The organism is Streptococcus pluranimalium (assembly GCF_002953735.1).
In the GTDB taxonomy this organism is placed as follows: domain Bacteria; phylum Bacillota; class Bacilli; order Lactobacillales; family Streptococcaceae; genus Streptococcus; species Streptococcus pluranimalium.
In genome coordinates, this window is sequence record NZ_CP025536.1 from 1432316 (window position 1) to 1458924 (window position 26609).

A 26609-nucleotide genomic window follows, 5' to 3' on the forward strand; every position below is an offset into this window, starting at 1 on the left:
GGTCAAATAATCCCATTTTATTCTCCACCTAATACATATTTTTCAATGGCTTCCGCCACTCCTGAATGATTGTTGTCCTTGCTCGTTACTACATTAGCTGTTTCCTTGACAATAGGCGCTGCATTTTTCATCGCAACTCCCAGACCTGCCCAATCAATCATGGTCAAATCATTTTCTTCATCACCAACAGCCATGACATTTTCTCTATCAATGCCTAAGAGGTCGCATAATTTAGCTAAACCAGACGCTTTATGAACACCTTTTGGCATAATTTCAAAAATAATTTCGCGTGATTTAAAGGCTTCAAAATTGGAAAAAATCAGCTCAGGCATTTCCTTGATTTTAGCATCTAAAAAGTCTTTATCTGTCACAATGACAATCTTATTATAAATGATGCCTTCCGGTAAATCAGCTAATTGTTCCAAAGTTTTAAAGGTCAGTAAAGGATTAGCTTCTGGATAACGTGACGGACGACCTGGTGCAGGCAAACTATAAACAGTCCCCTCACTCAAGATATCAACAGGAAGACCCAAAGCTGATAGTTGTTGATAGATAGACTCAACTTCGTGGCGTGACAAAGCTTGTTGGGCTAAGATATGTCCATCATTTCTCTGGATTAAACCGCCATTAAAAGTCACGCTATAATCCATAGGATGGTTCAAATCTAACTCTTCTAGCAAATCACCAATAGCTTTTAAAGGACGACCTGTTGTAATCACGACTTTGACACCTGATTCAGTAGCTCTCTTAATAGCTTCTCTGTTAGCTTTTGATACTTTTTTCTCATCATCAAAAAGGGTATTATCTAAGTCTAATGCAACCAATTTTATTTCTGTCATCTCAAACCAAACCTTCCAAATAAGTCAAAACGGCATCGCTAGCATGATCTCCAATAACCTCGTCAGCTAAGGTTTTAGCTACTTCTACCGCATTGTCAGGAACCACAGCTATACCAGCAAAATCTAACAGTTCAAGGTCATTGTAATTATCTCCAAAAGCATACACATCTTGCGATGAAATCCCTTGTTTCTCACAAAGAACCTCCAAGCCAGTCGACTTATCATAGGCTTTAGGTATGATATCCATTCCATCAAAACCAGTGACAACTGCTTGAAAATCAGCTAATTTCCCATTCAAGCCTTGTGTAAAATCATGAATCTTATCCGCATCAAAGCGAGCTGTCACTTTTAAGATTTTATCCATCACAGCGGTTAAATCAGCTCTCTGAACATTAGCATAAAAATGTTGCGCCCTTTTGATATAGTCATCTGAAGCATCAAGTGGGGCATAAGCACCTTTCTCGCCAGACAAAAGATAACCCTGACAATGAGGATCAGCCTGCAATTCAGCTAAGATAAGCTGATAATCCTCAGGCACCATCTCAGCCTCAAAAATAATCTGTCCTTCATCCTCAACAATACAGCCATTTTCCGCGATAAAAGCCATCTTATTTTCAAATTCTTGGAACAATTCTTTCAAAGTTAGGAGCGACCTGCCGCTCGCGGCTACAAAGAGATAGCCAGCTTCAGTCAATTTCTCCAGAAGAACAGCAAATCTTTCCTTGTCATAAGTACCATCTGGTCTTAAAAAGGTCCCATCCATATCAGACGCTACAATTTTTTTAAACACAAGATTCCTCCAACTTCTCAATACTGATTTAACTATAGTCAAATGAATTACCTTTCAGCCAATGAACTGAGACGCAGACAGTACTGAAGTACGGCAAGTTGAAAGTGACGATGTATCAAATTTAATTCAAAAGACTATACTAAATACCTACATAATCCCTACCATTGTACCAAAAAATCCGCTTACAAGGAAATATTAGAAAAAGAGAGTGAGAAAATACTCTTGATAACTAAAAATTCGTTCAAACCACTCCAGATTTGTAAGAGGTTTGAACGAATTTCACATAGTGGGGTTAGGCATCATGCCCAACCACTTATCTTCTTTAAAAGATATCCAAATATATCAGAGATTATCCCTAATTAACACCATTAATGTTCTCTGCTTCTTTCAGTTTAACCGAAAGAATTTGTGACACACCAGATTCCTGCATGGTCACCCCATAAATACTATCGGCCGCTGCCATAGTACCCTTACGGTGTGTGACAACGATAAATTGGCTAGATTTATCAAAACGATTGAGATAATCACCAAAACGCTTAACATTTGCTTCATCAAGCGCCGCTTCCACCTCATCCAAAATAACAAATGGAATGGTTTTGACACGGATAATCGCAAAGAGCAAAGCTAGTGCTGATAAGGCTTTTTCCCCACCTGACATGAGATTAAGCGACTGGATTTTCTTACCAGGAGGTTGTACGGAAATCTCAACTCCGGCTGAAAGCAAATCACCGTCGGTCAAAATCAAGTCGGCAGAACCGCCACCAAACATCTGAGTAAAGGTTTCTTTGAAAGATGCTCTAATCGCTTCAAAGGTTGTTTTAAAGCGACTGGTCACTTCCTCATTCATCTCAGCTATAGTTTCTAAAAGCAAATCCTTAGCCTTATCGAGGTCAGCTTTCTGACCAGACAAGAAGGTCAAACGTTCCCCAACCTCATCATACTGCTGGATAGCATCCAGATTGACTGGACCCAAGGCTTTGATCGCTTTTTGTAAATCCTTGAGAGCTAGTCTTGCTTGGTTGATATCTTCCAGGGGTTCAACTTGTTCCTGTGCTTCTGAGAAAGAAAGTTGATAGGAATCAATCAAATCTTGTGCCATAGACTGTAATCTTTGTCTCACCTGCTTTTCTTGTGACTCAAGTTCAGCTTGACGGCGAATGTAAGTTTCATTTTGCTGGCTCAATTTTTGCAGGTGTTCCGCGATATCTTCTCCCTGTGCTTCCAAATCTTCCAATTCAAAGCGCAGTCGAATTTGCTCCTGTTCTAGCTTAACCTTGCGTTCTTTCGCCTCTTCTAATTGCGCCTGCCATTCTGGAATCTTATCTGCTTCTAGAGCATCATTATGATGAGCTAGACTATAAGCTAAATTCTCAGCTAGAACTTTAGCTTCTTCCAAAGATTCTTTTTGCTTTGTTAAATCACGAGATAAATATTGCCGTTCACCTTGTAGTTCACGTTCCGATAGCCTTAATTCAGATAAATGATTTTGTAATCTTTGACGCTTTTCTTCAATACTGTCCTTATCCGTCTTGATGGCTTCAATATCTTGATTCAATTGATCTTTTTGCAAACGGATGGCATCTAATTGAGTCTCTAACTCGTTCTTACGCTGACTGTCATCTGAAGTAGCCAATCCTTGCTGGTTAGCTAACTTGGCTTGATAGAGTTTATTAAGGTCAGCCACTTGACCAGCAGCTTGTTGATAAGCGAAGTCAGCCTTTTGTTCAGCAAGTCTGGCTTCCTCGCCATCTTGCTTCAATTCAGCTAGTTGTTGACGAGATGCTTCTAAAGCCTCTTTTAAGCTAGCTAATCTTTCCTCATCTGCTTTTATCTCAGCAGACATCTGGTTAATATCAGCTTCCAATTGATCCAACTCAGGTTTGACAAAAGTTGTGTTCTTTTGACGATTAGCTCCTCCGGCGAATGAGCCGCCTGGACGCAATTCCGTACCATCAAGAGTAACAATACGCACCTGATATTGGAAATCACGCGCCGCCTGATTAGCATGATCAATCGTATCAAAAATAGCTGTCATACCAAGAAGATTTCCCATGATATTAGCCAAACGACTATCATACGATACCAAATCTTTAGCCAAACCAAGAAAACCTGGTTGCTGTGGCAATTTATCTTTAAAAGCAGGCTTCAAGGAACGCTCTTTAATAGTTGTTAGAGGCAAGAAAGTAGCGCGACCATGACGTCCATCTTTCAGGAATTGGATAGCCTTCTTAGCCGTCCTTTCATCCTCTACGATGATATTTTGTGCAGCACCGCCAAGGACGATTTCCATAGCAGTTTGATGTTCTGCCTTGAAGCTCAAATGCTCACTAACAGCACCAACAATACCACCAATGCGTTCACTATTTTGTAAAACAGCCTTAACCCCAGCAAAAAACTGACTGTGACTTTTTTGAATAGCTTCTAAACTATTGCGACGAGCAGTCTTGCCTTTTAAAGCATCATACTTATCAAAGAGCGCTGCTTGATGTCCTTGATAGAGGTCATCCTTGGCTTTCACCTCTTGCAATTGCTGTCGATAATCATCCAACAAGACTTTAACAGCTTCCTTAGCCGCTTCAAAACTAGCTAAACTTTCCTTAGCCGTTTCTGTAACAATCCTACGACGTTCTTCTAAGTCCAATAACTCGGCTTGCGTCTGTTCTGACTGCTGCTGCTCCTGTAAAAGTCGATTTTCAAGAGCTGTCAATTGGTTAGACAAATCAGCCTCTTGACTCATTAGCCCAACAAACTGCTCACGTAGACTTTCAATAATTTGATCAGGAGATTGGGCAAACTCTGTCAAGTCTGCTTCTGTCTCCTTGATCGCTTTTGCTTTTTTCTGACTATCATTGATAACAAGAGCTAGTTTATCTTCAATCTCGCTGATAGAGAGCTGCAAGCTACTAATCAGCGTCTCCTGCTTCTCCAGACGAGCTTTTAAATCACTCTCTTTTTCTTGTGATTGAGATTGTTGCAGCTGATTGACTTTGATTTGTTTCTCCAAATCTGCAATCAAACTGGTTAAAGCAACCAGATCATCTTGGTGCTGTTGAGAATTCTGAGATAAATGATGACGTTTAGTCTTTAAATTCTGATTATCATTTTCAAGTTTTTGACGATCCTGATAATAAGTTTCAAGATTTTCTTTAACCTCATTTAAGCGATTCGTTAATGACTGAAGTTCCTCCTTACCTGATGAAACATCATGAACAAGCACTTGCAAATGAAGCTCCTTACGCTCTTCTTCCAAGGAAAGAAATTGCTTTGCTGTCTGTGCTTGTTTTTCTAACGGACGAATCTGCTGCTCCAACTCATAGATGATATCTTCCAGACGGTCCAAGTTATCCTGAGTTTGAGATAGTTTGCTTTCGGTTTCCTTTTTACGGGTTTTGTATTTTAAAACTCCCGCAGCCTCTTCGAAAATAGCCCGACGGTCTTCAGCCTTACTGTTGAAAATGGCTTCAACACGACCTTGAGAAATAATGGAAAAAGAATCACGCCCCAAACCAGTATCCATAAAGAGATCATGAATATCACGAAGCCGGACCTTTTTCCCCTCGATCAAGTAATCACTATCACCATTTCGGTAAATATGACGTTCAACAGAAAGCTCTTCTGGCGCATCTTTAATAAAGCCATCACTATTATCAAGCGTGACACGAACTTGCGCATAATTAAGCGGTCGACGTGTCTCTGTTCCGGCAAAAATAACATCCGGCATTTTACCACCACGTAAACTCTTAGCAGATGATTCTCCTAAAGCCCAGCGAAGACTTTCTGTGATATTTGATTTTCCAGAGCCATTTGGTCCTACGACTGCTGTCACACCTTGGTCAAAGCTAACTTTAGTCTTGTCTGCAAAGGATTTAAATCCTTGAATTTCAATTTCTTTTAAATACATCTTAGTCCTCACCTAGTTGGTGGAGTGCTTTTTTAGCAGCTTCCTGCTCTGCCATTTTTTTAGAACGTCCCTTACCATTACTCAATTCTTTGCCATTGGCAGTAACACGAACTTCAAACCACTTGGCATGGGCAGGCCCCTCTTCACCAATAACTTCATAACGAATTTTGATATCTCCATCTACTTGAAGTTCTTCTTGAAGAGCTGTCTTATAGTCCTTGACTTGTTCATACTGCCCTTTTTCAACCTTAGGAATCATCACCAAATAAAGGAAAGTCTTAACTGCTTCTACTCCTTTATCTAAAAGAAGAGCACCTAAAAAAGCCTCAAAAAGGTCTCCAAGAATAGTTTCACGCTGACGACCGCCTGACTTTTCTTCTCCTTTACCTAGTTTAATAAAGGCATCGAAGCCACAATCTTTTGAGAATCCTGCCAAACTCTCCTCGCGAACAATCATAGAACGTTGTTTAGATAAATCCCCTTCTGGCTTATTAGGGTATTTTCGGTACAAATAATCTGAGATAATCAGTTGAAGAACCGCGTCTCCTAAAAACTCCAAACGTTCATTGTGTGAAATGTTTAGGAGACGATGTTCATTGGCATATGATGTGTGAGTAAAAGCCGTATCAAGCAAGCTACAATCCGAAAATTCAATATGAAAATCCGATTTTAATTTTGCTTTTAGCTCTTCTAATTGTCCCATAAGACTCTCCTTTATTCCTTTAAAATGGGGGTACTCAAACCATGGACTTTTGATAAAACTGGGATATATCATCTCTTTGGAATAATCCAACTCGCACAGCAACTCATCATCGAGTCCTCACCTTACAGATAATAATCTAACGACAACTTTAAGTGACCACAACTTATTGTCACAGTCTTTTCTATTATACCAAAAAATAGTCTAGCCACTAGGGCTAGACTGTAAATTTGACATTAAATATCGACTAATGGCGTCGCCGTGTCTGGTGAGGTATCCAATACTTTGAAATCATGATTAACACCCAAGTCAGCTTGCATCAGATTTGACTCCATGGTCATATGAGCTAGCTCCTTGATATTGTTCTCCTTACTCAAATGTCCAAGATAAATCTTCTTAGTACGATTACCAAGCGTGTCAATCATAGCCTGAGCACCAGCCTCATTGGACAAATGTCCAAAGTCAGAAAGAATCCTTTGTTTGGTCTTCCATGGATAGGAACCCGCTCTGAGAATTTCAATATCATGGTTAGATTCAATCAAATAACCATCCGCATTGGCAACAATCCCTGCCATACGATCGCTAACATAGCCCGTGTCAGTTAACATGACAAAGCTTTTATCATCTTTCATAAAACGATAAAACTGCGGATCTACCGCATCATGACTAACGCCAAAAGACTCAATATCAATATCTCCGAAAGTCATCATTTTTTCGCGCGAAAAGATATGCTTCTGTGAATTATCTATCTTACCTAGCATATTTTTGGCATCCATAACTTCCCAGGTTTTTTCATTCGCATACAAGTCAAGATTGTACTTGCGAGCCAAAACCCCAACTCCTTTGATATGGTCTGAATGCTCGTGTGTAATCAAAATAGCATCTAAATCCTCAGGTCGTCGATCAATTTCAGCTAAAAGACTGGTAATTTTCTTACCAGTCAATCCAGCATCAATCAAAAGACGTTTCTTTGGTGTCTCCAGATAAAAAGCATTACCTGTCGACCCTGAAGCTAAAATACTGTATTTAAATCCTTTATCAGCCACCTTAGTCTTCAGTTACCTCCCATTCTTCGTCTACTTCTAAAATATTCTTTTCATACGGTAAAACGATGGTAAACGTTGATCCCTTACCGTAATCACTTTTAGCCCAAATAAAGCCATTGTGTTGTTTAACAATTTCTTTGGTAATTGCTAGACCGAGTCCAGTGCCTCCTTGGGCACGGCTTCTTGCCTTATCAACACGGTAGAAACGGTCAAAAATTAAAGGCAAGTCTTTTTTAGGAATTCCCAATCCTTGGTCAGATACCGATACAATTAATTGAGTATCAGTCGTTCGCATGCTCACCTTAATCTCCCCACCATCTGGTGAATACTTGATAGCATTGTTTAAAATATTATCGAAAACTTGGGTCATCTTATCATTATCAATCTCAATCCAAACAGGAGTCAGATCGTAGTTGCGCTTAATATCATAAGATTTTCCTGCATGTGTTTCCTGTAACTTGATGCGGTCAAAACGATTTAGGATATAGGTGATAAAAGCTGTAAAGTTCGTCAGTTCAACTTCTAATTCACTATTATTATTATCAATACGTGATAGGGATAGCAAGTCTGTAATCATCCGCATCATCCTGTTTGTTTCATCTAAAGAAACACGGATAAACCCAGGGGCAACAGCTTCCTTAAGGGCCCCTTCATCCAAGGCTTCAAGATACGACTTTACCGATGTTAGAGGAGTCCGTAATTCATGACTAACATTGGAAACAAAGAGACGACGTTCACGTTCCTCTTTTTCTTGTTCTGTTGTATCGTGTAAAACGGCTACCAAACCAGATATAAAACCACTCTCTCTCTTGATAAGAGCAAAATTGACCCTCAGCACCGTAAATTCACCAAACTCATCGACACGGTGAAGCGTTACTTCGGGTGTTTTGGTTATTAAATCATGATAAGTATACGAGGTATCTTCCAACAAAGTCATAATATTGATGGCAAGGTCACCTTCTTCTGATAAGTTCAACTGTTGCCTTGCCATATCATTAATCATAATGATATTACCACGACGGTCTGTTGCTAAAACCCCATCGCTCATATAGGATAAAATACTTGAAAGACGATTTTTTTCTTGTCCTAAATTTTCATGTGTTAGACGAAAAACCTCAGATAGATCGTTCAAATGTTCAGCTAAGTCCTTAACTTCAGCACTTCCTCGTGTTACCTGATTGACCACATACTCACCTGAAATCAAGGCTTGAACTTGCTCCGTCAATTGTTGCACACGTCGACTATTTAAAGTATCTCGAATAATTAAAAAAACATAAATCAGGACTAAAATTGACATTAGCCCTGCAATAATAACATCTCGAAATGAAAAAAGAAATTGATCAGTCATGAGCTTTCATAAAGTATCCCACTCCACGACGAGTGAGAATGTATTCCGGACGACTTGGAGTTGTCTCGATTTTTTCACGGAGGCGACGAATAGTCACATCAACTGTCCGAACATCACCAAAATAGTCATATCCCCAAACCGTTTCAAGGAGATGCTCGCGTGTCATCACTTGACCAATATGTTGCGCCAAATGATAGAGCAATTCAAACTCACGATGCGTCAGCTCGACTTCCTCTCCGTTCTTTTTAGCAATAAACGCCTCTGGTAAGATTTGAAGGTTCCCAATCTCGATTTCTGTCGGAGAGGATTGAAGAGATTCTTCTGCCACAGTTTCAATGGTCTCAACACGACGTAGTTGAGCTTTCACACGCGCCAATAACTCTCGATTAGAGAAGGGTTTTGTGACATAATCATCTGCACCGATTTCCAAGCCAATCACCTTATCGAACTCAGAATCCTTAGCCGATAACATAATAATTGGCGTGTGACTTGTTTTACGAATCTCTTTAGCTACCTCAAGACCATCCATACCTGGTAGCATCAAGTCCAAAATAACCAAGTCAGGCTTAATATCTTCAAATTTTTCAACCGCGTCATGACCATCAAAGGCTGTTTCAATAGTATAGCCTTCCTTACTCAGATTAAATTTTATAATGTCTGAGATGGGTCTTTCATCATCTACAACGAGAATTGTTTTCATAGTTTGTACCTACCTTTTTTCTGATTATAACAAAATATCCATTAAATGGAAAACTTTGACTATAAATCCCTCCATTATCACCAATCTTTATCATGTCCGCTCTTTCTTGCAGAACAAAGCCTAAATAATTTTCAGAATATTTAAAACGAGATATTGACAATATCATTTCTCTATGGTATAGTAACTTATCTATGTTATGTTTTCTGACGTAGACAATTATTATCAAAAGGAGTTTCTAATGGCACTTATCGAATATAAAAATGTTGAAAAATATTACGGTGACTACCATGCTCTTCGTAACATTAACTTAGAGATTGAAAAAGGTCAAGTCGTTGTTCTCTTAGGTCCTTCAGGATCAGGTAAATCAACACTTATCCGTACCATGAATGCTCTTGAATCTATTGAAACAGGTAGCCTAAAAGTAAACGGTCATGAATTGGCCAATGCTAGCAATAAAGACCTCGTGCAACTTCGCAAAGAAGTTGGTATGGTTTTCCAGCACTTTAACCTCTATCCGCATAAAACAGTGTTAGAAAATGTTACTTTGGCACCAATTAAAGTTTTAGGCATGTCTCGCAAAGAAGCTGAGGCCGTTGCTGAAAAATACTTAACCTACGTTAATATGTGGGATCGCAAAGATTCTTATCCAGGAATGCTCTCTGGTGGTCAAAAACAGCGTATCGCGATTGCTCGTGGACTCGCCATGAATCCTGAGCTACTACTCTTTGATGAGCCAACTTCTGCTCTTGACCCAGAAACCATCGGTGATGTTTTGGCTGTTATGCAAAATCTAGCTGCTGAAGGAATGAACATGGTGGTTGTAACTCACGAAATGGGCTTCGCCCGTGAAGTTGCTGATCGTATCATCTTTATGGCTGATGGAGAGATTCTAGAAGATACAACTGATGTTCAAGGTTTCTTCGACCATCCAAAAGAACCACGCGCTCAGCAATTCCTCAGCAAGATTATCAATCACGCTAGTGAAAAAGTCACTGCCAAGAAAAAAGAACGCAAAGCTAAATAGGAGGTGTGAGATGAAATCAATCAAACAACTTCTTATTGCATGCTTATCCCTAACTCTAGCTTTATCAGTTCTCTCATTTGTTCCAAAAGCAAAGGCTGAAACAAATGATAAACTGCTATCTTCTAAAGTGATTAAGCGGATTAAAAAAGCTGGAGTTCTAAAAGCTGGAGTCAAACAGGATGTTCCAAACTTTGGCTATTTCAGTGCTGAAACAGATAGCTATGAGGGGATGGAAATCGATATCGCACGTAAGATTGCTAAAAGTCTCGGAGTCAAAGTAGAATTTACTCCTGTTACAGCGCAAACCCGCGAAGCCGTTATTGATAACGGACAGGTTGATATCGTTATCGGTACCTATACCATCACTCCTGAACGTCAGGCGTCTTATAGTTTTAGCAACCCTTACTATACAGATGAAGTCGGATTCTTGGTTAATAAAGCTAGCAAGTACACATCTATTAAGGATATGAATGGTGCAACGATTGGAGTTGCTCAAGGATCTACAACCAAAGGTCTTATAGAAGAATATGCTAAAGCTAATGATTTACATTTTGATTACGTTCAATTAGGATCTTACCCTGAACTAGCTATTTCGCTATATTCAAAACGTATCCAAGCCTTCTCAGTTGATAAATCCATTTTATCCGGTTACCGTAGCAAGAAAACAGAAATCCTTGATCAGGGATTCAATACTCAGAGCTACGGTATCGCTAGCAAACAAAGCAACAAAGAGCTAACAAACTATATCAACAACCTCCTTTCAGACTGGTCTAAGGATGGTAGTCTGACAAAAGTCTATCAAAAATACGATTTAAAACCAGCTAAGGCTGAGGAATAAGAGAAAGGAAGGATAAATATGAATTACTTAGTAGCAAGTCCCTTTGCCCTTTCTCGCTGGGCTGACTTTTTTGCCAATTTTGGTGATTTCGCCAAAGGCTTTGCATACACCCTAGGCATGTCCATCGGCGCTCTACTTCTTTCTCTCGTCTTAGGGTTGATTTTTGGCGCCATGTCATCTTCTAAAAATAAAACCTTAAAAACTATTGCTCGCGTATATGTCGAGCTTTACCAGAACACACCATTATTAGTTCAATTCGTGGTTGTTTATTATGGTTTAGCCATCATGACAAATGGTTTCATCATGATTTCAGCTTTCTGGACAGCAGTCATCTGTGTTGGTATCTATCACGGTGCCTATATTTCAGAAGTGATTCGTTCTGGTATTGAAGCTGTGCCTAAAGGTCAAACAGAAGCTGCCTTATCCCAAGGATTTACTTACAAAGAGACCATGCAGCTTATCATTCTACCACAGGCCATTCGTACCATCTTGCCACCAATGACCAACCAAGTAGTGAATTTGATTAAAAACACCTCTACGGTCGCTATTATCTCTGGGGCAGATATCATGTTTGTGTCAAAAGCGTGGGCCTACGAGACTACTAACTATGTACCTGCCTTTGCTGGTGCAGCACTACTCTACTTCATCGTTTGTTTCCCACTAGCAACTTGGGCACGACGTAAAGAAGAAGAAAATAAGAAAGCATACAATTAGGAGGATAAATGATGTCAGTTTTAACACCAACTAATATTAACTTTATTCTTCAAGGACTTTGGTTAACCCTCTACATCTCATTCTTATCGATTGTATTGTCAACCATTATCGGTACGATTTTAGCTGTTATGCGTAATGGGAAGAACCCAATCCTTCGCTGGATATCAAGCATCTACATTGAATTTGTCCGTAACGTACCTAATCTGCTTTGGATCTTCATTATCTTCTTGGTTTTCCAAATGAAGTCAACGCCTGCAGGTATCACTTCCTTTACCGTCTTCACATCGGCTGCTCTGGCAGAAATCATTCGTGGGGGCTTAAATGGCGTCGATCACGGTCAAACAGAAGCTGGTCTTTCACAGGGAATGACCCACTGGCAAATCTTCATTTACATTGTCTTTCCACAAGCCATTCGTAAAATGTTGCCAGCCATCATTTCTCAATTCGTAACAGTTATCAAGGACACTTCCTTGCTCTACTCTGTTATCGCACTTCAAGAACTTTTCGGAAAAAGCCAAATCTTGATGGGTAAATACTTTGAACCAAGTCAAGTTTTCACCCTTTACCTCATCATCACAGCCATCTACTTTGTCATCAACTTTGCCATCTCGACCTATTCTCGTCAACTGGCTAAAAAATGGGCACAAGGGGCTGAATAATAACACCAAAACCTCCACACGATATTCATCATGTGGAGGTTTTGGTATATATAACAATAAATTACCCAATTAGGAAACATATTAATTAATTAATCAATCCAGCCTTTTTCTTTGGCTTTCGACATAGCTTCAATTCTGGAATTAACAGAGAGTTTGTTAAAAATAGAAGATACATAGTTACGAACAGTACCATTGGATAAGAACATCTCTTGAGCAATTTCTTTATTTGACTTTCCTTGGCTCACTAGATTTAAAACTCTAATCTCTTGAGTACTAAGTGGATTATCATTATGAAAAATTCCTTCCATCAATTCAGGAGAATAATCTTTTTGTCCTTTTAAAACTTTGTGAATAGTCGCCATCAACTCTGCTGTCGAACGATCTTTCAAGACATAAGCGTCAACATCATGATCCAATGCTTTTTGGAAATACCCTGTTCTTTTGAAGGTCGTTACGATAACAATCTTAGCGGAAACCTCTTGTCTAGCTTTGACTAAAACTTCTAAACCTGTCATTTTAGGCATTTCAATATCTAGTATAGCAACATCAATTAATTCTTTTCGTAGAAGCTCCAATGCTTCCAATCCATCTCGAGCCTCAAAAACAGCATCAACATCATCTTCCATCAATAAAAGTTGTTTCATGGCATCCCTTAGCATGGACTGGTCTTCCGCAATTAACAATCTCATAAAACCTTATCCTCCATCTCAATCTTAATCATCGTTGGATGCTTAGAGGAAACAATGTCAATAGTTCCTTCCATTTGAACAAGTCTCCCCTTGATAGACTGTAATTCTTCTCCAGTTATTTTAGGAAATCCTCTACCATCATCACTAAAATGCAATATAATCCGATCATCTTTCCGTAATCTTATCTGACAAGTCGATGCTTCTGCATGTTTGATAACATTTGTAACCAATTCTCTCAGTATCATGGTTAAAGCTGATTGTACTTTAGGTGATAATTGTTCATCTAAGATTTGATTTTCTACTGAGACCACTACGCCAGATAAATCCAACATTTCTGACAGAGTTTCAATTTCTTCACTAAGCGTTCTATATTTCAATTGATTAATCAATTCTCTGACATCCTTCATGGACTTCTGACTGATATCGTGAAGCTCACTCAACTCCTGTCGGACCTTATCCATATTTTTTTGTTCTAACAGTTTCATGGCTAATTCTGACTTCAAGCTAATCAAGGCAAAAGTATGTCCAAGGGTATCATGCAGATCTCGCCCAATGCGATTTCGTTCATTTTCAGCTGCTAAAGTATTGATATAGACATTCTGGCGTTCTATCTCACTTTTCATAGCTTCCTCAACTTGCATCTTATGTTGTGAATAAGTCATTGTCAATATAAAAACAGCAACGACAATAGCATTCATTTTTGAAACAAAACTATTTGAAAACAAGAGCCACCTACCAACTACTATACTTAAACAAATTAAAAAGCTAATAGCACGATAAGATTTCAAGCTATCTCCAAAGCGCCAAACTAAGAGATTACTCGGGTAGAAGAAAAACCAAATAATAGAACCTTCTATGACTAATGCCATGTATACAATATAACCTAATAAATAAATCCATAAGAGCATTAATAATGTTTGATAATCATCCTTTAGATGAACGACGACTAAGTAAACAAGAGCAAATCCAATTGTAGGAAAAATCGTCCAAACCGGATAATCAAACCAGAAAATCCCAAGTATCGGAAAAAGCAGAAAAACGAGCGCCATGTAAAAGAGAATATCATTTTTCTGACGACTTCTAAACATCAATCCACCTCCGTTCTTATTTTGATTAGATAGGTTATTCCCACTAATAATACCACATAGGCAAACATTATCAAGATAGAATTGATATTGATTACTTCCTTATCTGACCAATCGAGAACAAGTCGATTAACGTGATAAACAGGCGTCCATTTCGAAATGGTTTGCATCCAGTTAGGAAAAGTCTCTATCGGCATCCACGAACCACCGATAATGGCTAGTAAGATAAATGAAATATTACTAATGATTGACATCACTTGCTGCGACTTCAATTGAGAAATCAAGAGACCGAATGCTAAAAAAACAAGGCTCGACCCTAATAACAATATACCTGATCCTAACCACTTCTCCCATGACATGGTCACCTGACGATAAAAGGCACCAACTAAGAAAGTAACTATAATTGAGCAGATAAAATAAATTAAGACCCGAAATAATTTTGATAGGTAGTAATGACCCATGGTTAATCTAGAATGTCTAATATAACTCATCCAATGATTGGTTTTATCTTCCACTAGCATAAAAGGAAAACTAAAGAAACCAAAGCTAGACATGGAAAATCCTGTCATAGTCAACATGTAATGCCTAACAAATAACTCTTGCATCTTAGGATCTGGCGACATTTCCATTCCAGAATAAAAGATAAAAAAGCCAATTGGCATGCCTATAGCCATGATAAATACTGTCCACTGACGCCAAATTTGAATCCATTCTATTTTAAGCAAGGCTTTCATGTTCAATCTCCTTTGTTGTTTCAAATAATGTATCTAGTAAGGTCTTATTTTGAATTTCGATATCTGTAATCGCAAGACCTTCTTTATAGAGCTCATCCCAAATAACCACTAAATTTTTAGTCCTGAATTGGAAACAATCCTTTTTAAGTAACAGATCGTAACAATCTTGACGTCCTTGAATCTCATCTAAAAAACTGAGAGGTAAGGTTACCTGTTTATCTTCTTGATATCTCATTTCGTAAGGGGTTGTATCACGAATTAAACGCCCCTTATGCAGTACCAAAATACGATCCGCTGTATGTTCTACTTCTTCGATATAATGACTAGAATACAGAATACTTATGCCCTGTTCTTTTAGTTCTCCTATAATCTCCCAGAATCTTTTTCTAGTAGCTGTATCCATTCCGGCAGTTGGTTCATCTAGGATTAAGATTTCTGGCTGTCCTATCAAGCATAATATAAAAGCTAACAATCTTCTCTGACCACCCGATAACTTCCCTGCTAAATCATCATACTGTTCTGGATCAAATCCTAAGTAAGAAATGACCTTATCAATGGAAAGAGGATGACTGACTACTGAACGAAAAAATGTTATTAATTCTCTAACTTTTAAATTAATCGGGATGGTATTTTCTTGTGATAAAACAGCTATCTTCCCTTTCAATTGACCATTCGTAGGTGATAGTTGTTGGATTACTATACTCCCCTTATTAACATTCCAATCGCCAATTATGCACTTTAGTAAACTGGATTTTCCTGCTCCATTTTGACCAATCAAAGCAACACATTCTCCACGAGTTATCTCAAAAGAAATGGTATCTAAAACCTGTTTTCCTTTGATGGTTTTACTAATGTCACTTACAGAAACCAACGCTTTCATTTAAACTACCTCCATCACATTTCTTAAAGATAGTTTATCTTTTATTGAAACTCTTTTTTAGCCCTACTTGTCATGACATCACATGACATTTGTCATATTCTCAGAAAAGTGGTTAGGCAAAAAGTCTTAAAAATAGAAAACAGCTTAGAATGACGTTGTCGAGAACGTTGATTCTAAGCTGTTTTTGATTGTTAAAATTTTAATCGGAAGGAAATTTTAGCTTTTGTCCAGTTCCTTGACATATGATATCTTACAGGTTCCCCTCTTCTTTCAACTTTGCTTCCATCTGCAAACGTTGAACTTTCATCGTTGCTGTTCGTGGAATGTCTTCATAGGCCATGAGAACAGGCTCTTTCAGTAAGGGCAAATCATTCACTGCTGACCACCAAGCTTCCCAATTCATGCTTGCACCTTCAGCTAGCGCTAGGATTGGTTGCGGTCGTCCATCTCCATCACGAATGATAACCACCTCACTGAGGAAATCCAACTGGTCCATGAGCATATCTTCCAAGGCTAGATTACTATCAATCTGGTCAATGACATCAACCTGACGGTCTTTCAATAGTAAAGTTCCTTCTTCGGTTAGGCAACCGTAATCTCCAGAATCCCACCAGTCGTCATAAACATTTTCTTGAAAACGAGCATCTTCTTTATAGTAGGTAATCGCTCTTCCTTTTGAAAAAAGTTGAATGTGCCCATTTTGACCTGCCTCTAGGAGTTGTCCCTTATCGTCTGTCACACGAGCTTGTGTATATCCCTCAAGTCCTACTCCCATATCACGCGCATTGGTTTTGTCAATACCTTCCAAACGATGATAGCGTAGAATCATCGGACCACATTCACTTTGTCCGTAAACCTGCATAAAGACCGGATTGTTTGCCTTTGAAGCGATGAGAAATGCTTTCATAGTTGCCTTATTGATGGCATCAAAAGTCGAATGATAGAATTTCACACTACTAAAAACAACTGGCTTTTCTTTGGCCAAACGAGCCCATTGTACAAAGTTATTGGGATGCGTTTCAAGAGCCATAGGCTTGTAGGTTTTTAGCTGATTTTCCACTTCTGAGGCTTGGGCTGATGACAGAGGGAAAATGGGAAAGCCAAGATTAATGGCTGACGAAATACCAATATTATAACGGGAATGAACTGGAGAAATATGAAAGGCTAGAAGGCCTCGTTCCTTCATTTTGACAAAAATTGTCTGTTGCCATGCCACACGCCAGCCCATGCTTTGACCGGTGTGGCAAATCAATTTGGGAATACCTGTCGTCCCAGAGGTATGGGTCATGTATTGAATAATATCTTCTGCCAAAAGATTTTCTGAAACGGCTACTGCTTCTGTCTCTAATAGCTCTGCTACGGATATTTCCGTTACTAAGTCCTTGGCTAACATATCAGAAACTCGACCTGCAGTTTCGTCATCATAAACTATAAATGATTTTTCCAAACGCTTCGCAAAAACATCCAAGGTTGCACTAGACAGATGGTAGGATACCATGACTGGCACAGCGCCGAGGTAGGTCGCAGCAACCGCCAAAAGATAAGTCTCAAAAGAAGCACTCTTATAGAGCATGACCTTATCGCCTTTGGCAATCCCTTTCGCGGACATACGACCCGACATTTGAAGAATAGCCTCATGAACCTCTTTGTAGGTAGACTCTGCTGGCAATTGTGGAAAAGCTGCGTAGGATTTGTCTAAAATAATGGCAGTCTCAGGAAACTCTTCGGCTGCTTCCTTGAACTGTCTATAGAGATTAAGGGGACGGTAAGTAATAGTTTTAAACATATAAACCTCTTTGTGAAAAAATTATTTAGGTTTATTTTAGCATTTTAATAGCATTCTTACCAGTTGATTTCAGAATCATTCTTAAATACATCATAGGGAACCATAACATATCGCTCCCCTTCTCAACGAACCGTTTCAACTTTCCAAGTCTTTACACCTCTGTAACGAATCGCTCCTTCTTGATCGGTCCTATAAACCATCATCTTTTCTGCCTCAAAGCGTTCTAAGGTTTCATCATTGGGATGCTGGTAACGATTATTAAGACCAGCTGAAATCAAAACGACTTTTGCTCCGATATGTTTTAAAAAGTCTGGGTCAGAGGATCCTTTAGAGCCATGGTGACCAGCTTTTAAAATATCAACGGGTAAGTTAGGATATCTCATCATCAAGGATTTTTCGCCATCAACTTCTAAATCTCCCGTAAAAAGAAATCGCTTATCTAATAACTTTCCATACAAGACCAAGGAATCGTTATTCCCACCATCTCCCTGATCCCACGGGTAGAGAACTCGAAGAGAAGACCCCATAATCGCAATCTGATCCCCAGCTTGAAGCAAGCCTACTTTGATTTTTAATGATTTTAGTTCGTTTACAAAAGAGGGATTGGTCAGAGCACCTGGACTAACCAAAACTTTCTTAATACTAAACTGCTTGGCTAGAACTGCCAGATCTCCCATATGGTCTGCATCAGTGTGTGTAATCACAAGCTGGTCGATGGACGAAATCCCTCGACTTTTCAGATAGGGGATAGACGTCCGCTCAGCATTAGCTGTTTTCTGCCGCCTGCGCCACTCCTCTTTCTGAGTAAAATCAACTCGGCCTCCCGTATCAATAAGCAAGGTTTTCCCTCTGATATCCCTAATGAAAATCGAATCTCCTTGCCCAATATCTAGAACAGTCACCTCATTTTCTAAAGGTTTTTTCGTCACAGCAAACAAGGCAACTACAACAATCAAAAAACAGTACCTCAATTTTTTATCATGCCAAAAATCATGTACAACAGCTAAAGAAATAAGCATTAATAGAAGTACAGTTAAGTTAGGGCTACCAAAAACCAAGGGGCGAGGAGACAGATGTACCGTCCACTTGATAACTGATTCTAAAAAGTAAAAGCAAGGATTAAAAAAGTCTAGAGATACTATCGGACTGGCTAATAACACAAGACTTAACAAGGGTAACAAAAAGACATCAAAAATCACTGAAAAGAATGCTGTTAAAAGAATTGACAGAGGCTGAAAAGTCCCGAAATAAAATACCAACAAGGGTAGAATGCCTAGTGAAAGTACCATACTTTCTACTACTGCTTTGCGGCATCCTGACAAAGTTTCTAAATCTATGGTAGACAGTATGAAGGCATAAGCGAAAGATAGAACACCTCCTGTTGTAACCAAAAAATGGGGCGATAGCAGGAACAATATCAAGATGGTTGTTCCTAAATTATCCCATTTTCGCAAGCCAAATTGACTGAGAATGGCCTGTAATAAGCTTCGTACCACAGAAATCGTGAATCCTGTTAGACCGGCGTAAATAAAGGAAAATGGCAGAAGAACATACAAAAAATGCTCCCTCAAAAGCCCTAGACGTAAAAGGATCGTCCGAAAAATACCGACAAAAAAGCCCACCTGCATGCCAGACAGGGCAAAAAGATGAATAATCCCCAAATCCGTATAGATATCACTCATCTCGTCAAAAGACTTATCCAAATACCCCAACAAAAGTCCCGTCATATAATGTTTCATAGGCTCAGGAAAGTGTTGATTGATGTGGACCAGAAGCTTTCTCCGCCACAGTCTAACCCATTCCTCTGGGTTTTGAGGAGCAACCGTATGAATGGCGTTGACTTTCTCAACTTGAACGATCCCATAAATGCCTTCTCGTTTCAAATAAGTCTTATAATCAAAACCTTTAAAATTGCGCTGACCTTGTGGCTTCTCGACTGAAGCCATTACCTTTAAAAGGATCAGCTGATTAAGATTTTGAAAATACTCCTTTTCCAACTCCGTCTGTAATTGATAATAAAGCTGATACCTTTGCTTACCTTCTTCAGCACGCGCAGATAATAAGTCACCATCTACAGAAATGCTATCAGGTATTACACGCAAGGTCGACACTTGACTTGGGAGCTGCTTTTCCAGCTGAATCTGCTTGTTCCCCAAAAAAGTAAAATACGCAACAAATAGAGTGAGGATAATAATCGTCTGTATAATTGCCTTTTTAGAATATTGTCTGAATAAAGCGATAGCTGCAAGCAAAGCTAGCAAAAAGACAACCCAGGATTTGGTCAAGATCATAAAATAGGTCAAAGCTACTAAAAAAGCCAAATAGATTGGCTTTAACATCACTAGTTTAGTCAACAGTTACTTCCTCGCGCAGTTTTTCAAGTGTCTTTTCACCAATGCCAGAGACATTGGACAAGTCATCAACCGATTTGAACCCACCATTACTATCACGATAATCAAGAATATCCTGAGCTCGTTTTTGACCGATTCCAGAAATTGTCTGTAAATCCGCAAGAGTTGCTGTATTGAGATTAACCTTATCCGAAGTATCTCCTGCAGTTTCAATTCTACTTGTTACCGTTGTGTTCGTCGCAACAACTGAGATATTTTCCCCCTGACTTGCCACATAAACAACTGCTTCATCATTGAGTTTCTGGGCAAAGTTGACCGATTGTCGATCAGCTTCTGCTGTTACCCCACCAGCTAGTAAAATAGCGTCATTGACCCTGCTATCACTTGGCAACTCATAAACACCAGGTTTCTTGACTGCCCCTTTGATATCGACCGTAATGGTCCGTGACGACGCGATGTCACTTTCTACTGTAGTCTTCTCTGAAGAAATAGCTGCACTGCTGAGACTTTCTGACTGTCCTGACCAGGATGGCAAGAGCTCTTCCTGAGTGCTCTTTGAAGGATTTCCCAACAGAAAAAAGCAAGAAATGACCACTAAAATAAGCAATCCCATCAGACCAGCTATGACTTTATTAGCTTGGATTTTCTCTACAATATCCTCAAACATGATTCTCCTCCTACTTATTTCATTCGAAAGAAAATCAAAAAAAACTCCAGAAAATCTGAAGTTTTGATTATTATTGCTTTTTAACGGTACGTTCTGGATTCCAAATAAAGCTGGCAACAAAACTAAACACAAGGGTCAGAAATACAGCAAGGACAGCGATTATACCCAAGGGAATACGATAAATTAAAGTTAAGGGATTTCGTTTCATTTTGGTCGTTCGGAAGCTCTCGTTTTCAGCGTCAAGTCTGTCAAACTCTGCCTGAATACGGCGAGCCACCTCTACAATCCCTTCATCATTCATCCGACGAATATCTGAAATATCAATGGGATTTCCGAAATTCATGTCCACACGCTCACCATTTAGAAGACCACCAAGCGACATCGGACCAGCATAGGCAGCTGGCATAATTTTTACCTTGGCCATCTTAGCAATCACAGCAACACCACCTTTGACATCTTGTGAATGGCGACTGCCACTTGGAAACATCACAAGCGAGCGATTGGCTTTCTTGAGCATATTGACCGGATACTTAATCGCATCTTGACCAGGCTTAGCACGATCAATAGGAAAAGCACCACACATACGAATCCACCAACCAAAGATACGGTTGGTAAATAATTCCTTCTTAGCCATAAAGATAAATTCTTTCGGACGAGCCGCAAAGGCCATATAAACTGGATCCCAGAAGGTTCTGTGAGGCGCCACTAGAATATAATTTTCCTCAGCAGGTAATATTTTCTCTTCATTATGGTAGTGAGCATTGCCATTAAAAACCCAAAGCAAGAAGACCACTAAACCACGTAAATAGGCATAAAACATCTTATTTCCTCCATACAAAGTCTCCTTATTATAGCATGTTATCACCATTTGGAAAACAAGAAGACTGACAACAAATCTCATGCCCTTTTCACTTGACTATTGAAAACCTTTTCTATATCATGACAGTAAAATAAAAACTCACTAAAGGAGGTAATAGTCTTATGAACCAATTCCAAGCTTTTAAAGCCACCCTCTCTGAAGATAGCCTCAAAGCCATCTACGACGAAACAAAACTTGAAGTCGCTGGTGACAACTTGGAAGGTACTGAAAGCTTTTCTGCAGCTCTTGCCACACAAATGGCTATCAATCTTGTTGAAAAATACCACGATTGGCTCAATAATAACCCCTAGAGGCTAGGACAAAAGTCCTTGCTTTTTTAGGTTATTCCGTCAGCTAATCCAGACACAATCATTGACTGTTTGAAGGCATATAAGCCTTGACGGTTGAAAACTATGACTTGCAAAGCAAGTCTGATCTATAAGCGCTGATGTCATCAACTTTTACAGCTCTAACGAACTAAGAAAGCCTTGCTTATCAATTTTTCAACTTCAAATAGTCCCTCCCCTGACTGTTTGAATGGTTCAGAGGTAATAGCGAGACAGTCTGGTAAGAAACTGTCTTAGCCCAAACCAAAAAAGGAGCGACTACTGAGGGGAAATCGCCCCCTTCGCGTTACCGTTTTCGGTCACATCCTCTATCTTATGACTACTGCTTTAAGCGGGTATTGGGAATAATGACTTCGACTAACAGACGGTTTTCTTCACGAATGCGAAGCATTAAAGCAAGCAAATAGATTGGAAGAATAATCACTGCAGATGTCCAAGCATGTCCTAATAAACAGATTCCGAGTAATTCTGGCATGATATTTAAATAATAATTTGGATGCTTAATGGTCTTAAATAACCAATGATCTACAAACTGATGGTCATTGACCAACATCAACTTAATGGTCCAAATTGGTCCTAACAAACTTGTGACAATTCTCAAGATGGCAACTGAAAAAATCATCAAAGACAAACCTAGTAATGACGTCGTATCAAAGGAAGACTGACGACAATAAACCTCAATCGCTACAGCAAGATAAAAACTAATATGTAAAACCGTAATGGCTTTAGAAACCTTTTCACCGTACTCTTTACCGCCGTTAGCTAAAATAACCTTTTCATTTCGAATTGATAAGCGTAAAAAAACCAGTCGAATGATAAACATTAGTCCTAAAAATAAGTATATTAAAAACATAGTGTCTCCTTTTGAACAAAAATCTATGGAGAATTTTAGAAAATTTTACTTTGACTGTCAAGGTAAATATCAGCTTAAAATTCTGATAATTTTAGCGTTAGACACTTTCATTATTATAGAAATATGCACAGCAAAGAGACTTCCGATTCTAACATTCTGAATACCACATCTCTTTATCAAAATTTTAATCCAAAAATAGATACAGTCAAAAGCAAGAGGTAGCCACAGTTATCCTATTTTTTGCTATAATAAAAACATGTCTCAAATGCAATTAAAAGAAGGGGAGCGCATTGATCAGCTCTTCTCAACAGATGTTAAAATCATTCAAAACAAGGCTGTTTTCAGCTATTCTATCGACAGTGTCCTCCTATCTCGCTTCCCCAAAATTCCTTCCAAAGGACTCATTGTGGATCTCTGTTCAGGAAATGGAGCTGTCGGTCTTTTTGCCAGTACCAGAACCAAAGCCCCTATTACTTTGGTGGAACTTCAGGAACGATTGGCTGATATGGCAGAACGCTCTATCCAGCTCAATCACTTAGAGAAGCAAGTAACCATGGTTCAGGATGACCTCAAAAACCTCCTAGAACACGTCCCTCGTTCTCAAGTAGACCTCATCCTCTGCAATCCCCCATACTTCAAATCCACCGAAACCTCCAAGAAAAACCTGTCCGAGCACTATCTCTTGGCACGCCATGAAATCACCACTAACTTAGAAGAGATTTGCCAGGTATCCAGGCATGCCCTCAAATCCAATGGCCGCTTGGCTATGGTCCATCGTCCCGATCGTTTTCTGGACATTCTTGATACCTTAAGACGGTATAACTTGGCGCCCAAACGTGTTCAGTTTGTCTATCCTAAAATGGGGAAAGATGCCAATATGCTGCTGATTGAAGCCATCAAAGATGGCTCTACAGATGGTTTAAAAATTTTACCACCACTCTTTGTTCACAAAGACAACGGTGATTATACAGATGAGATTTTCGAGATATACTTTGGAAAAAGAGAGCAAAAATGACTGAAATCAAAGCCTACATGTACGTCCTAGAATGTGCTGACAAGACCCTCTACACTGGCTACACAACAGACGTTCAGCGTCGCTTGAGCACACATAATGCTGGCAAAGGTGCCAAATACACCAGAGCCCGGCTACCAGTCAAACTCCTCTATCAAGAAAGCTTCCCAAGCAAACAAGAAGCCCAAAGTGCCGAAGCCTATTTCAAACAAAAAACACGCCAGCAAAAGTTAAATTATATTAAAGAAAACTCAAAGTGAGCCTAGTACCTAAGTATCTGGCTCATTTTTTGAAAAACTTAAAAAAATACCCTGTAACGTATCTATAAAACTAAAAAACCAGCAATCCTCTCTCCTTGATTGCTGGTTTTATACGATTTTTAAATATTACTTTGATTTTTCTTACTTATTATCTCTCACCTTTATTGCGAATAACAAATCCTGTTTTCTTTTCGCTTGAGGTGTTTTTGTGTGGTTTTTTATTATCTTGGCGACGGTTGTCTTTTTTGAACTTATCATCACGACGTTTGAAGTCACGGCGACCACCATCACGATCATCACGGCGACGATCACCACGTCCACTACGGCGACGGTCATTATCACGACCACCACGGTTGCGATCGCGATTACCTCGACCACCTTTACCTTTACCACCGAAACCGCCACCTGATGGCTTGAATGGTAATGGTTTTTCGCGAGCAATTTCAACGTCAGGCATGCTATCTGGATCTTGAACAGTTAAACTCAAAACATAGAGTGCCAACTCTTCAGGTGTGAATTCTTGTGCTAACTGGATAGCATCACCCTTGAATTTTTCAAAGCTTGCACGAATAGATTCATCCGCAAAATCACGTTCGATTTTCTTAAGTGCTACTTTTTTCTTAGCTTGGAAGGCTTCTTCTGCTGTCGCAGGTTTAAGACCTTTCATCGCTTTTTTAGTCAATTTTTCAATCATTGACAAGTAACCCATCTCATTTGGTGATACAAACGTGATTGACTCACCAGATTTTCCAGCACGGCCTGTACGACCAATACGGTGAACATAACTTTCTGGATCTTGAGGGATATCATAGTTATAAACATGTGTGACACCAGAAATATCTAATCCGCGTGCTGCAACGTCTGTCGCTACAAGAATATCAATTTGGTCATTCTTGAAATCACGGATCACACGGAGACGTTTGTTTTGATCAAGGTCACCATGAATACCTTCCGCACGGAAACCTCGGAGCTTCAAACCTCGGGTCAACTCATCAACACGACGTTTGGTACGACCAAAGACGATGGATAATTCAGGCTGATCAACATCCATAAGACGTGTCATCGTATCAAATTTTTCTTGTTCTTTCACACGAACGTAGTACTGATCTACATTGACATTCGTCAATTCTTTAGCTTCAATCTTAACATGCTCAGGTTCTTTCATGAACTTAACACCGATGCGTTTGATGGCATCAGGCATAGTAGCTGAGAAAAGAAGGGTTTGACGATCGTCTGGTACACGACTGATAATCGCTTCGATATCTTCTAAGAATCCCATGTTAAGCATTTCATCAGCTTCGTCAAGAATCAATGTTTCGACATGATCCAATTTCAAGGCTTTACGTTTGATCAAATCAAGCAAGCGTCCCGGCGTACCAACAACAATATGTGCTCCTGATTTAAGAGCCTTAATTTGTTTTTCAATAGATGAGCCACCATAAACCGAACGAACTTTAACGCCTTTATCACGACCAAAGCGGAAAAGTTCTTCTTGTGATTGAACAGCTAACTCACGAGTAGGTGCAATAACAAGAGCTTGAATAACATTTCTATCAGTAGAGATTTTGTTAAGGGTAGGTAAACCAAAAGCAGCGGTTTTCCCAGTACCGGTTTGAGCTTGACCAATCACGTCTTTTCCTGCTAGTGCGAGTGGAATCGTCAATTCTTGGATAGGTGATGCTTTTTCAAAACCAGCGGTTACAACGGCTGCTTGGATATCTTCACTAAGGTTTAATTCTGTAAATTTCAAATGTTTCTCTTTTCTAAAAGCGGTGCGAAGCCACTCTATTAGGCTGGTGCAGATAATTGGCTCACTAAAAGCCCATTCAAATCCTTATGGGACAAAAATTTGGCAAATCAACGTTTTTATACTCAAAGAAAAATAAAATCTGACTAAGAAAAGAGCCACAGATAAAACTGAAGTCCATCAAGGTAAACTTGACAACGTCTGATTTTTATTTTTTTTCGATGAGTATTAAGGTTTCTAGCCAACACATCTGCTAGTAATTATGACAACTTATCTAGTGTAACACAATCATCCCTAAATTGATAGAAATTATGTTTGTAATGATAATAAACACGTTTTCATTCAATTCACCTAACTCTGTCATGGTTTTTGATATGTTAACTATAACATCAGGTGATGCCATGCATAAGCAAATAATTTTAAAAGAATGATAACTAAAACAATATAATTTAAGAGGAACACTCCTTTTTTAAACGGCGATAAAGTGCTAAAAGGAACATTTGCTAATACTATCAACCCGGTAAAGGATGCCATAAGACTTAACCAATGACAGATATAAGTAGCTTTAAACATACTAATCACTATTAAAAACAGGATTGTCCATAAAAATACCAACTTGATTTTCCTCAATGATCGATAAGCTTTGCTCGTATGTGGCATCAATAAAAAACATCCCATGATTGCAAGATTATAAAGAATTTTTAAAAATACCATTTCTAATACTTAAACCTCTCCTGATTTATGATATTTTCTCACCCAATAGCAAATTGATGCAAATGA

At 39.1% G+C, this 26609-nt stretch carries 24 protein-coding genes; 7 read left to right on the plus strand and 17 right to left on the minus strand.

All coding sequences use genetic code 11. From position 1 onward, the window contains the following. Positions 1-17: 17 nt before the first annotated feature. The 7 genes from C0J00_RS07255 to yycF all read right to left on the minus strand — a co-directional run bounded on the left by C0J00_RS07255 (position 18) and on the right by yycF (position 9324). Positions 18-839, minus strand: a complete 822-nt coding sequence (locus C0J00_RS07255) for a Cof-type HAD-IIB family hydrolase (RefSeq protein WP_104968250.1) — start codon at positions 837-839, stop codon at positions 18-20. Position 840: 1 nt separating this feature from the next. Continuing rightward, the gene (locus C0J00_RS07260) at positions 841-1629 is read right to left on the minus strand and encodes an HAD family hydrolase (RefSeq protein WP_233995831.1); all 789 of its coding nucleotides are present in this window, start codon (positions 1627-1629) and stop codon (positions 841-843) included. A 355-nt stretch (positions 1630-1984) separates the two neighbouring features. Continuing rightward, positions 1985-5530, minus strand: coding sequence for a chromosome segregation protein SMC (smc, locus tag C0J00_RS07265; RefSeq protein WP_104968251.1), 3546 nt, complete (start codon positions 5528-5530; stop codon positions 1985-1987). Between the two features lies 1 nt (position 5531). After that, a complete protein-coding gene (rnc, locus tag C0J00_RS07270) occupies positions 5532-6233 on the minus strand; it encodes a ribonuclease III (RefSeq protein ID WP_104968252.1) in 702 nt (233 codons plus the stop codon). A gap of 233 nt (positions 6234-6466) precedes the next feature. Continuing rightward, positions 6467-7276: an MBL fold metallo-hydrolase gene (locus C0J00_RS07275; RefSeq protein WP_104968253.1), complete on the minus strand. Its 810-nt coding sequence runs from the start codon at positions 7274-7276 to the stop codon at positions 6467-6469. Position 7277: 1 nt separating this feature from the next. Continuing rightward, positions 7278-8624 carry a cell wall metabolism sensor histidine kinase VicK gene (gene vicK, locus C0J00_RS07280; protein WP_104968254.1) on the minus strand — a complete coding sequence of 449 codons (1347 nt, stop codon included), beginning with the start codon at positions 8622-8624 and terminating at the stop codon, positions 7278-7280. Beyond that, on the minus strand, positions 8617-9324 hold the full coding sequence (gene yycF / locus C0J00_RS07285) for a response regulator YycF (RefSeq protein ID WP_104968255.1): 708 nt from the start codon (positions 9322-9324) through the stop codon (positions 8617-8619). Before yycF ends, vicK begins: the two co-directional genes overlap by 8 nt. Positions 9325-9562: 238 nt before the next feature. On the opposite strand from yycF, the gene C0J00_RS07290 reads away from it, so the two are divergent. Genes C0J00_RS07290 through C0J00_RS07305 form a run of 4 tightly spaced genes read left to right on the plus strand, consistent with a single transcriptional unit; the run spans position 9563 to position 12559 of the window. Beyond that, positions 9563-10348, plus strand: a complete 786-nt coding sequence (locus C0J00_RS07290; protein ID WP_104968256.1) for an amino acid ABC transporter ATP-binding protein — start codon at positions 9563-9565, stop codon at positions 10346-10348. 10 nt (positions 10349-10358) lie between these two features. Further along, the gene (locus C0J00_RS07295) at positions 10359-11186 is read left to right on the plus strand and encodes a transporter substrate-binding domain-containing protein (protein ID WP_104968257.1); all 828 of its coding nucleotides are present in this window, start codon (positions 10359-10361) and stop codon (positions 11184-11186) included. A gap of 18 nt (positions 11187-11204) precedes the next feature. Continuing rightward, complete coding sequence (locus C0J00_RS07300) at positions 11205-11900, plus strand: amino acid ABC transporter permease (RefSeq protein WP_104968258.1); 696 nt, start codon at positions 11205-11207, stop codon at positions 11898-11900. 8 nt (positions 11901-11908) lie between these two features. Then, positions 11909-12559 (plus strand): amino acid ABC transporter permease, encoded by a 651-nt coding sequence (locus C0J00_RS07305; protein ID WP_104968259.1) that lies wholly within the window; start codon positions 11909-11911, stop codon positions 12557-12559. A gap of 89 nt (positions 12560-12648) precedes the next feature. On the opposite strand, the gene C0J00_RS07310 is transcribed toward C0J00_RS07305, so the two are convergent. From C0J00_RS07310 to C0J00_RS07345, 8 genes are all read right to left on the minus strand, one after another. Further along, positions 12649-13248, minus strand: coding sequence for a response regulator transcription factor (locus C0J00_RS07310; protein ID WP_104968260.1), 600 nt, complete (start codon positions 13246-13248; stop codon positions 12649-12651). Beyond that, the gene (locus C0J00_RS07315) at positions 13245-14336 is read right to left on the minus strand and encodes a sensor histidine kinase (protein WP_104968261.1); all 1092 of its coding nucleotides are present in this window, start codon (positions 14334-14336) and stop codon (positions 13245-13247) included. Before C0J00_RS07315 ends, C0J00_RS07310 begins: the two co-directional genes overlap by 4 nt. Further along, positions 14336-15067: an ABC transporter permease gene (locus C0J00_RS07320; RefSeq protein WP_104968262.1), complete on the minus strand. Its 732-nt coding sequence runs from the start codon at positions 15065-15067 to the stop codon at positions 14336-14338. The genes C0J00_RS07315 and C0J00_RS07320 overlap by 1 nt, the downstream gene beginning before the upstream one ends. After that, positions 15051-15947: an ABC transporter ATP-binding protein gene (locus C0J00_RS07325; RefSeq protein WP_104968263.1), complete on the minus strand. Its 897-nt coding sequence runs from the start codon at positions 15945-15947 to the stop codon at positions 15051-15053. The genes C0J00_RS07320 and C0J00_RS07325 overlap by 17 nt, the downstream gene beginning before the upstream one ends. Positions 15948-16197: 250 nt before the next feature. After that, positions 16198-17733, minus strand: coding sequence for an AMP-binding protein (locus C0J00_RS07330; RefSeq protein ID WP_104968264.1), 1536 nt, complete (start codon positions 17731-17733; stop codon positions 16198-16200). A 122-nt stretch (positions 17734-17855) separates the two neighbouring features. Then, positions 17856-20072, minus strand: coding sequence for a DNA internalization-related competence protein ComEC/Rec2 (locus tag C0J00_RS07335; RefSeq protein WP_104968861.1), 2217 nt, complete (start codon positions 20070-20072; stop codon positions 17856-17858). A gap of 7 nt (positions 20073-20079) precedes the next feature. After that, on the minus strand, positions 20080-20751 hold the full coding sequence (locus tag C0J00_RS07340) for a helix-hairpin-helix domain-containing protein (protein WP_104968265.1): 672 nt from the start codon (positions 20749-20751) through the stop codon (positions 20080-20082). Between the two features lie 70 nt (positions 20752-20821). Next, entirely contained in the window at positions 20822-21571 is a 750-nt protein-coding gene (locus C0J00_RS07345; protein WP_104968266.1) for a lysophospholipid acyltransferase family protein, read from the minus strand. 161 nt (positions 21572-21732) lie between these two features. Here C0J00_RS07345 and C0J00_RS07350 point away from each other — a divergent pair, with 161 nt between their 5' ends. Further along, the gene (locus C0J00_RS07350; RefSeq protein ID WP_104968267.1) at positions 21733-21921 is read left to right on the plus strand and encodes a hypothetical protein; all 189 of its coding nucleotides are present in this window, start codon (positions 21733-21735) and stop codon (positions 21919-21921) included. Positions 21922-22276: 355 nt separating this feature from the next. Here C0J00_RS07350 and C0J00_RS07355 read toward each other — a convergent pair whose 3' ends face one another. Next, positions 22277-22810, minus strand: a complete 534-nt coding sequence (locus C0J00_RS07355; protein ID WP_158667324.1) for an isoprenylcysteine carboxyl methyltransferase family protein — start codon at positions 22808-22810, stop codon at positions 22277-22279. Positions 22811-23066: 256 nt separating this feature from the next. Here C0J00_RS07355 and C0J00_RS07360 point away from each other — a divergent pair, with 256 nt between their 5' ends. Continuing rightward, entirely contained in the window at positions 23067-23825 is a 759-nt protein-coding gene (locus C0J00_RS07360; RefSeq protein ID WP_104968268.1) for a tRNA1(Val) (adenine(37)-N6)-methyltransferase, read from the plus strand. After that, complete coding sequence (locus C0J00_RS07365; RefSeq protein ID WP_104968269.1) at positions 23822-24082, plus strand: GIY-YIG nuclease family protein; 261 nt, start codon at positions 23822-23824, stop codon at positions 24080-24082. Before C0J00_RS07360 ends, C0J00_RS07365 begins: the two co-directional genes overlap by 4 nt. A gap of 148 nt (positions 24083-24230) precedes the next feature. Here the strand turns inward: C0J00_RS07365 and C0J00_RS07370 are convergent, their stop codons facing one another. After that, on the minus strand, positions 24231-25832 hold the full coding sequence (locus C0J00_RS07370) for a DEAD/DEAH box helicase (RefSeq protein WP_104968270.1): 1602 nt from the start codon (positions 25830-25832) through the stop codon (positions 24231-24233). Between the last annotated feature and the right edge of the window lie 777 nt (positions 25833-26609).

Bases quoted from the DNA above. Each gene is read 5' to 3' on its own strand.
- C0J00_RS07335 (WP_104968861.1), bottom strand. From the start codon at position 20,072: ATGTTAAAGCCAATCTATTTGGCTTTTTTAGTAGCTTTGACCTATTTT.
- C0J00_RS07360 (WP_104968268.1), top strand. From the start codon at position 23,067: ATGTCTCAAATGCAATTAAAAGAAGGGGAGCGCATTGATCAGCTCTTC.
- C0J00_RS07300 (WP_104968258.1), top strand. From the start codon at position 11,205: ATGAATTACTTAGTAGCAAGTCCCTTTGCCCTTTCTCGCTGGGCTGAC.
- C0J00_RS07350 (WP_104968267.1), top strand. From the start codon at position 21,733: ATGAACCAATTCCAAGCTTTTAAAGCCACCCTCTCTGAAGATAGCCTC.
- C0J00_RS07355 (WP_158667324.1), bottom strand. From the start codon at position 22,810: ATGTTTTTAATATACTTATTTTTAGGACTAATGTTTATCATTCGACTG.
- rnc (WP_104968252.1), bottom strand. From the start codon at position 6,233: ATGGGACAATTAGAAGAGCTAAAAGCAAAATTAAAATCGGATTTTCAT.
- vicK (WP_104968254.1), bottom strand. From the start codon at position 8,624: ATGACTGATCAATTTCTTTTTTCATTTCGAGATGTTATTATTGCAGGG.
- C0J00_RS07330 (WP_104968264.1), bottom strand. From the start codon at position 17,733: ATGTTTAAAACTATTACTTACCGTCCCCTTAATCTCTATAGACAGTTC.
- C0J00_RS07305 (WP_104968259.1), top strand. From the start codon at position 11,909: ATGATGTCAGTTTTAACACCAACTAATATTAACTTTATTCTTCAAGGA.
- C0J00_RS07340 (WP_104968265.1), bottom strand. From the start codon at position 20,751: ATGTTTGAGGATATTGTAGAGAAAATCCAAGCTAATAAAGTCATAGCT.
- smc (WP_104968251.1), bottom strand. From the start codon at position 5,530: ATGTATTTAAAAGAAATTGAAATTCAAGGATTTAAATCCTTTGCAGAC.
- C0J00_RS07365 (WP_104968269.1), top strand. From the start codon at position 23,822: ATGACTGAAATCAAAGCCTACATGTACGTCCTAGAATGTGCTGACAAG.
- C0J00_RS07320 (WP_104968262.1), bottom strand. From the start codon at position 15,067: ATGAAAGCCTTGCTTAAAATAGAATGGATTCAAATTTGGCGTCAGTGG.
- C0J00_RS07255 (WP_104968250.1), bottom strand. From the start codon at position 839: ATGACAGAAATAAAATTGGTTGCATTAGACTTAGATAATACCCTTTTT.
- C0J00_RS07315 (WP_104968261.1), bottom strand. From the start codon at position 14,336: ATGTTTAGAAGTCGTCAGAAAAATGATATTCTCTTTTACATGGCGCTC.
- C0J00_RS07310 (WP_104968260.1), bottom strand. From the start codon at position 13,248: ATGAGATTGTTAATTGCGGAAGACCAGTCCATGCTAAGGGATGCCATG.
- C0J00_RS07295 (WP_104968257.1), top strand. From the start codon at position 10,359: ATGAAATCAATCAAACAACTTCTTATTGCATGCTTATCCCTAACTCTA.
- C0J00_RS07290 (WP_104968256.1), top strand. From the start codon at position 9,563: ATGGCACTTATCGAATATAAAAATGTTGAAAAATATTACGGTGACTAC.
- C0J00_RS07345 (WP_104968266.1), bottom strand. From the start codon at position 21,571: ATGTTTTATGCCTATTTACGTGGTTTAGTGGTCTTCTTGCTTTGGGTT.
- yycF (WP_104968255.1), bottom strand. From the start codon at position 9,324: ATGAAAACAATTCTCGTTGTAGATGATGAAAGACCCATCTCAGACATT.
- C0J00_RS07325 (WP_104968263.1), bottom strand. From the start codon at position 15,947: ATGAAAGCGTTGGTTTCTGTAAGTGACATTAGTAAAACCATCAAAGGA.